The 12,806-nt window shown below is 62.6% G+C and carries 11 protein-coding genes; 5 read left to right on the plus strand and 6 right to left on the minus strand.

What is annotated here, in order from left to right:
• Positions 1–6 precede the first annotated feature (6 nt).
• The 5 genes from rpsD to HRU92_RS07635 all read right to left on the minus strand — a co-directional run bounded on the left by rpsD (position 7) and on the right by HRU92_RS07635 (position 4,323).
• Positions 7–624, minus strand: a complete 618-nt coding sequence (gene rpsD, locus HRU92_RS07615) for a 30S ribosomal protein S4 (RefSeq protein WP_127753433.1) — start codon at positions 622–624, stop codon at positions 7–9.
• Positions 625–800: 176 nt separating this feature from the next.
• Positions 801–2,072 carry an MFS transporter gene (locus HRU92_RS07620; protein ID WP_172125028.1) on the minus strand — a complete coding sequence of 424 codons (1,272 nt, stop codon included), beginning with the start codon at positions 2,070–2,072 and terminating at the stop codon, positions 801–803.
• Positions 2,073–2,147: 75 nt separating this feature from the next.
• On the minus strand, positions 2,148–2,951 hold the full coding sequence (locus tag HRU92_RS07625) for an RNA methyltransferase (RefSeq protein WP_172123564.1): 804 nt from the start codon (positions 2,949–2,951) through the stop codon (positions 2,148–2,150).
• A 103-nt stretch (positions 2,952–3,054) separates the two neighbouring features.
• Positions 3,055–3,651, minus strand: coding sequence for a GNAT family protein (locus tag HRU92_RS07630; RefSeq protein WP_164854834.1), 597 nt, complete (start codon positions 3,649–3,651; stop codon positions 3,055–3,057).
• A 96-nt stretch (positions 3,652–3,747) separates the two neighbouring features.
• Complete coding sequence (locus HRU92_RS07635; protein ID WP_172123565.1) at positions 3,748–4,323, minus strand: GNAT family protein; 576 nt, start codon at positions 4,321–4,323, stop codon at positions 3,748–3,750.
• Between the two features lie 99 nt (positions 4,324–4,422).
• Between HRU92_RS07635 and HRU92_RS07640 the strand changes: the two genes are divergently transcribed.
• From HRU92_RS07640 to HRU92_RS07660, 5 genes are all read left to right on the plus strand, one after another.
• A complete protein-coding gene (locus HRU92_RS07640; RefSeq protein ID WP_173087993.1) occupies positions 4,423–4,863 on the plus strand; it encodes a GFA family protein in 441 nt (146 codons plus the stop codon).
• A 120-nt stretch (positions 4,864–4,983) separates the two neighbouring features.
• On the plus strand, positions 4,984–6,195 hold the full coding sequence (locus HRU92_RS07645) for an NADP-dependent isocitrate dehydrogenase (RefSeq protein WP_127753439.1): 1,212 nt from the start codon (positions 4,984–4,986) through the stop codon (positions 6,193–6,195).
• Between the two features lie 79 nt (positions 6,196–6,274).
• Positions 6,275–6,910, plus strand: a complete 636-nt coding sequence (locus HRU92_RS07650) for an exopolysaccharide biosynthesis protein (RefSeq protein WP_172123567.1) — start codon at positions 6,275–6,277, stop codon at positions 6,908–6,910.
• A gap of 56 nt (positions 6,911–6,966) precedes the next feature.
• Entirely contained in the window at positions 6,967–8,718 is a 1,752-nt protein-coding gene (locus HRU92_RS07655) for an alpha/beta-hydrolase family protein (RefSeq protein WP_248307052.1), read from the plus strand.
• 112 nt (positions 8,719–8,830) lie between these two features.
• Positions 8,831–9,811 carry a Tim44 domain-containing protein gene (locus HRU92_RS07660; protein WP_172123568.1) on the plus strand — a complete coding sequence of 327 codons (981 nt, stop codon included), beginning with the start codon at positions 8,831–8,833 and terminating at the stop codon, positions 9,809–9,811.
• Between the two features lie 77 nt (positions 9,812–9,888).
• Here the strand turns inward: HRU92_RS07660 and alaS are convergent, their stop codons facing one another.
• Positions 9,889–12,528 (minus strand): alanine--tRNA ligase, encoded by a 2,640-nt coding sequence (gene alaS, locus HRU92_RS07665; RefSeq protein WP_173087995.1) that lies wholly within the window; start codon positions 12,526–12,528, stop codon positions 9,889–9,891.
• Positions 12,529–12,806 lie beyond the last annotated feature (278 nt).

Consider the following 12,806-nt stretch of genomic DNA (forward strand, 5'->3'; position numbering starts at 1 on the left):
GTTCGCTTAGCGCGAGTAGAATTCCACCACCAGATTTGGCTCCATCTGCACCGGATAGGGCACATCCGAGAGGGCCGGCACGCGAACATAGGTCGCGGTCATCTTGTTGTGGTCGACTTCCACATAGTCGGGCACATCACGCTCAGCCAGCTGAATGGCTTCGAGCAGAACGGTGAGCTGCTTGGAGCGCTCGCGCACTTCGATCTTGTCGCCAACCTTGACCTGGTAGGATGGGATGTTGACGCGCTTGCCATTGACCATCACATGGCCATGGTTGACGAACTGGCGGGCAGCAAACGGGGTTGCCACGAACTTGGCACGATAGACGATCGCGTCCAGGCGCGACTCAAGCAGGCCAATAAGGTTCTCGCCGGTGTCGCCCTTGACGCGGGCAGCTTCGTTGTAGAGCTTCTTGAACGACTTCTCGGTGATCGAGGCATAGTAGCCCTTCAGCTTCTGCTTGGCGCGCAGCTGCAGACCATAATCGCTCAGCTTGCCCTTGCGGCGCTGGCCGTGCTGGCCGGGGCCATAGGCACGAGCGTTAAGCGGGCTCGACGGACGACCCCAGATGTTTTCGCCAAGACGGCGGTCAATCTTGTGCTTGGCAGAAATGCGCTTCGACATCGCGTATCCTTTCATGAAACGTCGAAATGGATCGCGCCCTCCTCTGCCTGCCGGTGAACCGACAGGCTGACAGACCTCTGATGAAAGAAGATCCCGGGTGCGCCTAGGGGCCCGAAGGCCGCAATAGGTGGCCGGTTGATAAAAGGGGCCAGCGGCAAAGTCAAGCCGGCCGACATCTAAGGGGTAGACAGCGGCTCGGCCACGCCATCCCTGACCATCTTGCGGTCAAGCGTATCCTGCTTGCGCAGCCCGGGAAACACCCGGCTCCAGATCGCCGCGACCGCCATGGCCCCCACGCCACCAACCACCACCGCGCCAACCGGCCCAATGAAATGGGCCACGGTTCCGGCCCGGAACTCGCCCAGCTCGTTGGACGCGCCTATAAATACCGAATTGACCGCATTGACGCGCCCGCGCACCTCTTCGGGCGTCCAGAGCTGCATGATGGTCTCGCGGATGGTCACGCTCACCATATCCGAGGCGCCCACCAGCATCAGTGCTCCAATCGACAGCCACACATTGCTCGACAGCCCGAACACCGTCGTGAACAAACCAAACAGCGCCACGAACACGAACAGCATCTTGCCGGCATGATGCCGGATGGGGAAGCGCGTCAGCGTCAACGCCATCAACAGCGCGCCAACGCCGGGCGACGCCCGCAAAATGCCGAACTCCACCGGCCCACCATGCAGTATCTCTTCAGTGAAGGCCGGCAGCAAGGCCACTGCCCCGCCCATCAGCACGGCGAACATGTCGAGCGAAATGGCGCCCAGTACCACCTTGTTGCTCAGGATATAACGGAACCCGCCAAAGATCGTCTCAAGGCTGGTCGCCTGCTGCGATTGGCGCTGCTGCGGCTTGGGGATCAGCAGCACACAACCGCTGGCTACCAGCAACAGCACGCCCGCGGTGCCAAACGCAACGACCGGGCTCAGGGCATACAGCACACCACCAATCGAGGGTCCCATGATCGCCGCAAACTGCCAGGCCGAAGCATTGACCGTAATCGCATTGCTCAGGGCTTCAGGGGGCACCAGGTTTGGGGCCAGCGACTGGGCTGCCGGGCTCCAGAAGGCGCGGGCGGTGCCCAGCACTACTAGGATGGCAAAGATCGGCCAAACCTCATGCTCCTGCGCATTCACCAGCATGAGAAAACCGAGCGCGCAACCCAGCTCCACTGCCAGGCACACTGCCATGATCATCCGGCGGTTGAACCGGTCCGCCGCTAGGCCCGTCACCAGCATCAACACCAGAGCCGGCATAAACAAGCAAAGGCCCACCAGCCCGAGCAGGAAATAATCGCCGGTGATCGCAAAGATCTGCCAGGCGATGGATACAGACATGATCTGGACGGCAAAGCTGACCAGCAGCGTGGTCAGCCAAAAGAAGCGGAAGCCGGTGTAACTGAAAGCGAGGCGGGATTTATCATGCGGTGCGGGCGTGCTCATCATTTGCCCATGGCATGCCGGTAAACGCTCGTCAAAGCCTCAAACACACCCGAACTCAGACCGACCGCCGATTTTCTAGCCTTTGTCACTTTCGCGCGGCTGCCGGTTTGGATTGGGGCGCTGATGGCGCCGGTCAATCGAAGAAATTACGCCGCGCAAAGTGCGGATTTCCTGGCTGGTGAACTTGCCGCGCTCGAGCATCGTGCGCAAATTGTTGACCACTGTGGGCCGCTTGTCCGGTGCGGTAAAGAACCCCGATTGGTCCAGCGTCGCTTCCAGATGCCCGAACAAGCCAACCAGTTCTTCGCGCGGGGCAACCTGCGCCAGATTATCATCGAATGGCAGCGTGGTTCCGGCGGCGCTGTGGCGGCGCCATTCATAGGCCAGCAGCAACACGGCCTGGGCAATGTTGAGCGAAGCAAAGGCAGGCTCCACCGGCAAGGTCACGATGGCATCGGCCAAGGCCACCTCGTCATTGAGCAACCCCCAGCGCTCACGCCCGAACAGAAGGCCGGCACCACGACCACCACCGATATGGCTGGCCATCCGTTGCGCTGCCTCGTCGGGGCCGATCACCGCCTTCTGCAAGTCGCGCGAGCGGGCCGTCGTGGCATAAACCAGGGTGAGGTCGCTGATCGCCGCTTCAAGCGTATCGAACACCCGCACCCGTTCGAGCACATGATCGGCACGGGAAGCAGCGTTCACCGCCTTCTCATTAGGCCAGCCGTCGCGCGGCCGCACCAGCCGCAGGTCCCACAGCCCGAAATTAGCCATGGCCCGAGCGGCCGTGCCAATGTTCTCGCCCAGCTGCGGCTCGCACAGGATAATCGCCGGTGACGGCGCCAGGGTGATGGGAATGGATGAATCGGTGCCGGCCATGATGCCCCTTCTCGCTATCAGCCGCACTTAGCGGAGCGCCGCGGCAAACGCAAACGGCGCCCCGCTGGAGCGCCGTTCTGAATTCGAGATATCCAAGCGCGGTTCAGGCCACGCGATGGCGGATCGGCAGTTCCTTGACCTTGCTGGAGCGGTTCCATTCCCGGTCGAGAATGGCGAAATGCAGTTCTTCGTCCCACTCGCCCTGGAACAGCGCATGCTCGCGGTAATGCGCTTCGAGGCGCAGGCCGAGCTTTTGCATCAGCTTGATGGAATTGTGGTTGCGCCCGTCACACCGGACAAATACCCGGTGGATGTGGAACCGCTCGAAAGCGAGATCGAACATGGCGCCCAGCGCTTCGGCGGCATAGCCCTGTCCCGAATAGCTGGGATTGATGCAGAAGCGAACTTCGCCCTGCCCCGATGTTGCGTCCTGCCAATTCAGCGAAACATGGCCGATGACCTTCTTGTCGCCCTTGCGCACCATGGCCAGGGTCAGCGTGTCGCCAGGCCGCTGCAGGCTCACATGTCCCCGCAGGACGTTAAGCGCATCGGCAACATCGGCCTCATCGCGCGTTCGGCTGAACACATAGCGCTGCATGGATGGAAGGGTATGATAGGCCGCGAGATCCGCAAGGTCGGCGCGCTCGAAGGTCCGCAGCATCAACCGATCTGTTTGCAAGGGCAAAGATGGTGACGACATGATGGCGAACCTCCCCAATAGATACTGACCGATCATGAACGGATCACGTCAGCGGGAAGTTCCAGCACTAGCGCAAGTTAGTTGAAGATGCTGGGACTAGGTCTGGGGCGTGTTCCGGCTCAGCCACTCGCCCTGCAAAATAGCGTAAATGAACTCTTCATCCCACACACCCTTGGTGATGGCGTGCTCGCGGAAATGCGCCTCGCGCCGCATGCCCAGGCGCTCCATGAGATGGAACGATGGCGCATTCTCGGCCGCACAGCGGGCAATCACCCGATGCAGATTTGCCTGCCTGAACGCCAGGTCCAGCATCGCGCCCGCCGCTTCCGTGCCATAGCCCTGCCCGTGATAGTCCGGGTGCAGGATCCAGCCCACTTCCCCTTGTTGGCTGTCGACGCTCCGCCAGATCAGCGAAACTTCGCCGATCAGTTCGCCGGTGCCGGGCAGTTCCACCCCGAGAACGATTTTGTCGCCCTCTTCGATCAGCGTGGTTTGCGCGATCCGCTGCTGCACCGCCAGTGCGCATTCCTCCCGGCTGAGTGCCGAGTCGAACAGAAATCGCGCCACGTCATCGCGCTGCCGATAGGCAAACACGGCATCAACATCGCCGCGTGTAAACGGGCGCAAACGCAGCCGCTTGGTTTCCATAGGATAGGTCGGATAAAGCGCCATGCGTCCTCCTGGCGGAAGCCGTTCATTGTTGCGGTTCGGGAGAATCAAGGCAAGGCCATTGCTCTTGTTCCTCGCCAACCTGCATGGCAGCCTGCCTCCATGAGCAAACAAGACCGAGTGTCGGTGAACGTGAAAGCCAGTTGCGCCTGCGGGGCGCTGACCATGGCCATCGTCGGTCCGGTCGGCTCCATGTTCATGTGCGCTTGCCTACATTGCCAGCAGGCGAGCGGCACGGGTCATTCCACCGTGGCCCTCGTGTCCGAGCAACACCTGATCGTCTCCGGCCAAGCCGGCAGTTTCTCGCGGCCAAGTGCGTCGGGCGCAACCTTCACCCGTCACTTCTGTCCCTATTGCGGCACGCCGCTTTATGGCCAGTCCTCCCGCGCTCCATCCGTGCGCCTGGTCGCGGCAGGCTTTTTCGCCGGCGACAACGCTTGGTTTGTGCCCAATCAACTGATCTTCGCCCGCACCCACCAGGGCTGGGACTCGATTGCCGATCACCTTCCACACCACGAGACCTACCGCCCTTCGCCCGCCTGAACCTGCCCGCCTTGGGCAAGAGGCCTTGCCGAGCCAGTCTTTGCGCTTTTCCCCTGCAATGCTATAGGGGCGCCAACACGGCTGTGGGCCGACAGGCAGGACACCAAGGGAGAACTCTTCATGAGCAAGATCAAAGTCGCCAATCCGGTCGTCGATCTCGACGGCGATGAGATGACGCGCATCATCTGGCAGGCGATCAAGGACAAGCTCATCCACCCCTATCTCGATCTGCCGATCGAATATTACGATCTCAGCGTCGAAAGCCGCGACGCCACCAACGACCAGATCACGATCGATGCCGCCAAGGCGATCCAGAAGTACGGCGTCGGCATCAAATGCGCCACCATCACCCCCGATGAGCAGCGCGTCGAGGAATTCAAGCTCAAGAAGATGTGGAAGTCGCCCAACGGCACCATCCGCAACATCCTGGGCGGCGTGATCTTCCGCGAGCCGATCATCTGCCAGAACGTGCCGCGCCTCGTCCCCGGCTGGACCCAGCCGATCATCGTCGGCCGCCACGCCTTTGGCGATCAGTACCGCGCCACCGACTTCACCTTCCCGGGCAAGGGCACGCTGACCATCAAGTTCACCGGCGAAGACGGCCAGGTGATCGAGCACGAAGTGTTCCAGTCGCCCGGCGCTGGCGTTGCCATGGCCATGTACAACCTGGACGATTCCATCCGCGACTTCGCTTATTCCAGCTTCAACTACGCGCTTGCCCGCGGTGTGCCGTGCTATCTCTCGACCAAGAACACCATCCTCAAGGCCTATGACGGCCGCTTCAAGGACATCTTCCAGGAAATCTACGAAGCCGAGTTCAAGGAAAAGTTCGAAGCCGCCAAGATCTGGTACGAGCACCGCCTGATCGACGACATGGTCGCCTCGGCACTCAAGTGGTCCGGCGGCTATGTCTGGGCGTGCAAGAACTATGACGGCGATGTGCAGTCCGACATCGTGGCCCAGGGCTTTGGCTCGCTCGGTCTGATGACCTCGGTTCTGGCCACCCCCGATGGCAAGATCGTCGAAGCCGAAGCTGCCCACGGGACCGTGACGCGTCACTACCGCCAGCATCAGCAGGGCAAGGAAACCTCAACCAACTCCACCGCCTCCATCTTTGCCTGGACGCGTGGCCTGGCTCATCGCGCCAAGCTCGATGACAACGAAGCCCTCGCCAAGTTCGCCGCGACCCTCGAAAAGGTCACCGTCGACACCATCGAAGAAGGCAAGATGACCAAGGACCTTTCCCTGCTCGTCGGCCCGGATCAGCCATGGCTGTCGACCATCGGCTTCCTCGATGCCATCGATCAGAACCTGCAGAAGGCCATGGCCTGAGCGACCTCGAGAGAGTAATGCGAGCGGCGCCCCTGGGCGCCGTTTTGCTTTTGCGCCTTTCGCGCCGGCCTGAATAGCAATGCCCCTTTCTCCGCACGCCAGCCCGGTTGAACTCCAGCTCGATGCCATGCGGCAGGCGCTGCACCTGTCTGCCAGCGGCCAAGCGCCGGAACTGACCTTTTCGGGCCTCATCCAGGTTCTTGGCGTCAACAGCCACACTCTCATCATCTTCGTTTTCAGCTTGCTCAACATGATCCCGGGTGCCCCAGGCTATGGCGGGGTAGTGGCACTGGCCATGTTTGGCTTTGCCATGGCCATGCTGCTGGGCCGCCCCGTGCGCCTGCCGCGTTTTGTGGGTGACCGGCGCGTCCCAGTTAAGCTCCTGCTCAAACTGCTGGCCCGTTTGCTGCGCTATTCGCGCGCATTGGCGCGCATCTCCTTTCCCCGCTTCCGAGCCCTGGTTGGAACAGGAACGGGTCGCCCCTTCGCCCTCATCGTCATGGTGCTGTGCCTGCCCATGGTGGTCCCTATCCCCTTTATGAACGCCATCCCCAATGTCGGGGTCGCGGTAATGTGCCTGTCCCGGTTGAACCGCGACGGTTTGGGCCTCATCATCGGCGTCCTCATCGGGGCAGTCGGCTTCCTGGTCGATGCGTGGGTGATCTGGACGGTGATTTCGCTCGGTTTTTCTGCCGGCGGTTTTCTGAGGGGGTAGTGCATTGGGCGCCTGGTTGTTGGCATTTCGGGCTCCAGCGCTCCCGTGGAATGGCCATGCGCGCACCTGCCGCTAGCGCCTGGCGCATGCAGCGTCTCCTGCCGCGCCTCCTCCTGGCGCTGGATCGCTTGCCCACGGGCGGCGTGCTAGTCGGAGTGTTGTTCTTTGCCCTTTCCCTCACGCCTTCGCTGCTGCCTCGTCACTTCGTGCTGCAGGGTATTCTGAGCGGCTGCGTCTTTGCTGCCGGCTACGGCATCGGCGTGTTTGGCGAGTGGCTGTGGACCTTCATGGAACTGAGCATCCCGGGTCGCGCCCGCGCGCGCCGGATCAAGCTGATCGCCCTTTTGGTCTGCACGCTCACGGCCATTGTTTTTCTGTGGCTATCCACCGGTTGGCAAAACTCCATCCGCGAGGTCATGGGCATGACCCCCGTTCATTCCACCCAGCCCGTACGCGTTGCCGCGATTGCGGCTCTCCCCGCCGCCCTGCTGATCGGCATCGGCACCGCCATCGTGCGCTTCGTGCGGGCCGTGGCGAATTGGCTGGCCCGCATCCTGCCGCGCCGGGTGGCGCTGGTTGGCGGCATGCTCATCGTCGGCGTCGTGACCAGCCTCTTTGTCAACGGCATCGTGGTACGCGGCGTTCTTTATGCTGCCGATCAGTTCTATGGCGAACTGGATGCCCTCGCGGGCCAATATGAAGAGCCCCCGGCCGATCCCCTGCGTTCGGGCAGCGCCGGCTCCCTCATCGACTGGGACACGATTGGGCTCGACGCCCGGGTTTACGTCCAGTCCGGTCCCACCGCCGCCGATATCCAAGCCCTAATCGGGCGCCCAGCCAAGAGCCCGCTTCGGGTTTATGTTGGGCTCCGTTCGGCCGAAACGGTGGACCAGCGGGCCCAGCTTGCCCTTGCAGAAATGGAGCGGATCGGCGCCTTTGATCGCTCGGTGCTGGTGCTGATCATGCCCGTGGGCACGGGCTGGGTTGATCCCCCCGCAATTGACACCCTCGAAATCCTGCATGCCGGTGACGTCGCGAGCGTGGCGCTGCAATATTCATATCTCACCAGTTGGCTCTCGCTCCTTGCCGAACCTGATGTTGGCACCGCTTCGGCCCAGGCGCTGTTCAACGCGGTTTATGATTACTGGACCGAATTGCCCTCCGACACACGGCCCAGGCTTTATCTGCATGGTCTGAGCCTGGGTGCCTATGCGTCACAAGCCTCCGCCACCCTTTACGATGTGCTGGCCGATCCGTTCCAGGGCGCGCTTTGGGCCGGCCCGCCCTTCGCCAGCCCGCCCTGGCGCAATGCCACCGCGAACCGCCAGGCCGGCACTCCGGAATGGCTGCCGCGCTTCAACGACAGTTCCATCATCCGCTTTACCAACCAGAGCAATGCCCTCGACATTCCCGGTGCCAGCTGGGGTCCCATGCGCCTGGTTTACCTGCAATATGCCAGCGACCCCATTGTCTTCTTCGAACCCCAGGTGCTGTATCGTCCGCCCGAATGGCTGACCAGCAATCGGCCGCCCGACGTCTCGCGCCAGCTCACCTGGTACCCAGTCGTCACCTTCCTGCAGCTCGCGCTCGACATGGCCCTGGCCCAAACCTCGCCCGTTGGGTTCGGCCATGTTTACGCGCCCCAGCATTATCTGGATGCCTGGCTCGCCATCACCGATCCCCCAAATTGGGACCCTCCAAATCAGCAGCGACTGCGCGACCGGCTCACGCGCTCCGGCGGGGCACAGGATATCGGCCCCGGCTGGTTCAAGGATAAAGCGCCTGTTGTAACATCCGCTGTGCCTTGAGCGACGTAGCCGCCTAACGCAACTTTCCCGCGCTCTCATGGCTTTCAGGGGATGCAATTGCCTAGCCCTGCCCCCATATAGGCTTCAAGTTCAGTCCTAGGAGATTTTCCTGATGTTCATCGCCCGCCGCTTCCGGCTAGCCAGCGCGTTTGCCGCACTTGTTGTCGCATTCTCGATGGCCGCCGTGGATACCGCGGACGCGCGCGCCCGTGGCAGCTTTGGCAGCCGCGGCACCCGCACCTTCCAGTCGGCGCCTCCAACCAACACGGCACCCAACACCGTAGCCCCTATCCAGCGCTCCACCACACCCGCACAGCAGGCACGGCCCAACGCTAACGCCCAGAACCCTGCCGCCGCCCAGCAGCGTGGCGGATTCCTGGGCGGCCTTGGTGGCTCCCTGTTCCGTGGCTTGATGCTTGGCGGCTTGCTCGGTTTGCTCTTTGGCGCTGGCTTTGGCGGCATTGGCGGCTTGTTCAGCCTGCTCTTCCAGGTTCTCCTGATCGGCGGCGTCGTCTGGCTGGTAATGCGCCTGGTCCGCGGCGGCGCGCGCCGGCCGGCCATGGCCGGCGGGCCCGACAACACCAACCGCACGGGCTTTGAGAACTTCGGCCGCAATCTTGGCGGCCTGGGTGGCTCGGGTGCCGGCAATGCCACCCGCCCCTCGCGCGCTCGCCCGGCCAATCCGGACGAGCTGGGCGTTGGCCAGCGGGACCTCGATAGCTTCGAGCAGATGCTGGGTCAGGTTCAGACTGCCTATGGCGCCGAGGACTATGAAACCCTGCGTCGCCTGACCACGCCCGAAATGATGGGCTACCTGGCCGAACAAATGGCTGCCAACGCCACCCGCGGCCTGCACAACCAGCTTGCCGACATCAAGCTGCTCCAGGGTGACATTGCCGAAAGCTGGCGCGAGGATAACAGCGATTACGCCACCGCTGCCTTGCGCTACAGCCTGCGCGACTGGACCGTGGAACGCGCCACTGATCGGGTCGTCGAGGGCAACCCTGCCGAACCCACCGAGGCCACCGAGCTCTGGACCTTTGTCCGCCCGCGGGGCGGCGACTGGAAGCTCTCGGCGATCCAGGAAGCTTAAACGCCCCGCTACAACCGAACAAAAAGGCCCGCCTCCAGCTCAGGAGGCGGGCCTTTCCTTTTGTCCCTAGCCTTGGTCTAGAGCAGCGCGCGGATAGCGGCCAGTGCTTCTTCGGCCTTGCTGCCATCCGGACCACCGGCCTGCGCCATGTCAGGACGACCGCCGCCGCCCTGCCCGCCCATGGCAGCGGATCCCGCCCGTACCAGATCCACGGCCGAAGCCTTGCCGATCAGATCCTCGGTGATTCCGACCGCCAGTCCGGCTTTGCCGTCTTCGGCCAAGCCGATGATCGCAACAACGCCCGAGCCAACCTGCTTTTTGGTCTGGTCAACCAACCCGCGCAGATCCTTTGGCTGCAAGCCGTCGACGATCCGGCCGATAAAGGGCGTGCCGTTGATCGCTTCCACCTCACTGCCCCCGGCGGCGCCGCCGCCCATGGCCAGCTTCTGCTTGGCATCGCTGAGCGCCCGCTCGGAGCGCTTGAGCTGCTCCTGCAGCGCTGCGATACGCTCAAGCACATCCTGGCTGCCGGCACGCAGCATCCCCGCTGCAGTTTCAACAATGGCAACATGGGTATTGCCGCGATGGCGCGCCGCATTGCCGGTCAGCGCCTCGATGCGACGCACGCCGGCCCCCACGGCACTTTCAGCTACCACCGACACGAGCCCGATATCGCCGGTGCGCCTGACATGGGTGCCCCCGCACAGCTCCACCGACCACCCGAGGCTGTTGCCCGTCGGCTCGCCCATCGAGACCACGCGCACTTCGTCGCCATATTTCTCGCCGAACAGCGCGCGGGCGCCTGAATCCTTGGCTTCCTCGACTCCCATCAGCCGCGTTTCGACCGGCGTGTTCTGCAGGATAATGGCATTGGCCAGATCCTCGACCTCCGCCAGTTCCAGCGGGCTCATGGCCTTGGTATGCACAAAGTCGAAACGCAGCCGATCCGGCGAAACCAGCGATCCCTTTTGCGCAACATGGTCACCCAGCACGATCCGCAGCGCTTCATGCAGCAGATGGGTGGCGGAGTGATTGGCACGAATGGCCGAACGGCGAGCATGGTCAACGACGAGTTCGACGGCCTGTCCCACGCGCAGCGCTCCAGTCTCGACCTTCACCTTGTGCGCGAACACACCATGGTACTTTTGCGTGTCGGTGACCACAACGCTGACGCCGTCACCACGCATGGAGCCGGCATCGCCAACCTGCCCGCCGCTCTCGCCGTAGAACGGGGTTTGGTTGAGTACCACATAACCTTCTTGCCCGGCCTCAAGCCGATCGATCTCGGCTCCGTCGCGCAGCAATGCGGTGACTTCCCCTTCGGCCGTTTCGGTTTCGTAGCCCAGAAACTCCGTGGGCCCAAGCCGATCAGCCAGCCCATACCAGACCGCGCCGGTGGCTGCCTCGCCCGAGCCTGACCAGCTCCGGCGCGCTTCTGCCTTTTGCTGGGCCATGGCGGCATCAAAGCCTGCTTGGTCGACAGCAATGCCGCGCGCCCGCAACGCATCCTGGGTGAGATCGAGCGGGAACCCATAGGTGTCATAAAGCTTGAACGCGGTGGCGCCGTTCAGCGTATCGCCTTCCGCGAGAGTGCTCGTTTCATCCGAGAGAATCTGCAGGCCCCGTCCAAGGGTCTTAAGGAAGCGCCCCTCCTCCAGCCGCACCGTTTCGCTGATCATGGCCTCCCCGCGCGACAGCTCGGGATAAGCTTGGCCCATTTCGCGCACCAGCGCTGGAACGAGCTTATGGATCACCGGCTCTTCAGCGCCGAGCAGCGTGGCATGGCGCATTGCGCGCCGCATGATCCGGCGCAGCACATAGCCACGTCCTTCATTAGACGGCAGCACGCCTTCGGCGATCAGGAACGACATCGAGCGCAGGTGATCGGCGATCACCCGCAGGCTGCGGTTACCCTCGCCCTCAACTTCGGTGCCGATCGCCGAGGCAGCAGCCCCGATCAGCGCCTTGAACAGGTCGATATCGTAATTGTCGTGCACACCCTGCATCACGGCGGCAATACGCTCAAGGCCCATGCCAGTGTCGATTGACGGGCGTGGCAATGGTGTGCGCGAGCCGTCGGCATGCTGCTCGAACTGCATGAACACGAGGTTCCAGATCTCGATCCAGCGATCGCCATCTTCATCCGGCGAGCCGGGAGGGCCGCCCCAGACCTTGTCGCCATGGTCGTAGAAGATCTCCGAGCACGGCCCGCACGGGCCTGTGTCGCCCATCTGCCAAAAGTTGGACTTGGCGCCCAGCCGCACAATCCGGTCCTCCCCGATCCCGGCGATCTTCTTCCATAGCTCCATGGCCTGGTCGTCGTCCTCGTAGACGGTGACCATCAGCCGGTCCTTGGGAAGACCCCAGTCCTTGGTCAGCAAGGTCCAGGCCAGTTCGATGGCGTGGTCCTTGAAGTAATCGCCAAAGGAGAAATTCCCCAGCATCTCAAAAAAGGTGTGGTGCCGGGCGGTAAAGCCGACATTGTCCAGATCGTTGTGCTTGCCACCGGCGCGCACGCATTTCTGCGCCGAAGTGGCGGTCGTATAGGGGCGCTTTTCGAGACCGGTAAAGACGTTCTTGAACTGCACCATGCCAGCATTGGTGAACATCAATGTGGGATCATTGCGCGGTACCAATGGGCTCGACGGAACCGCCTCGTGACCATTCCGGGCAAAAAAGTCGATAAAACTCGAGCGGAGATCGTTTACGCTGGTCATAGAATGGCTTTCATGGCGGATTGGCGCCCGTGGACGCCGCAAGACTTTGGCTGGCTTTCTAGCCCGTGCGGCGCAGCGCTGTCCAGCATCGGTGCGCCCCGCTTACTGCTAGGTATGGGGACGCCGGCTAAAGGGCTCGATGAGCATCGCCAGGCCCGATATAAACGATGCTAGATTGCGTTGGCGGCAGCTCTGTCTCGCCTGCTTGCAGCCGGGCGCCTGCGGTTCAGACTCAAAAGAAAAGGCACCGCTCTCGCGATGCCTTTCTTCACCCTGCA

The sequence above is a fragment of the Devosia sp. 1635 genome (assembly GCF_013185955.1).
Taxonomy (GTDB): domain Bacteria; phylum Pseudomonadota; class Alphaproteobacteria; order Rhizobiales; family Devosiaceae; genus Devosia.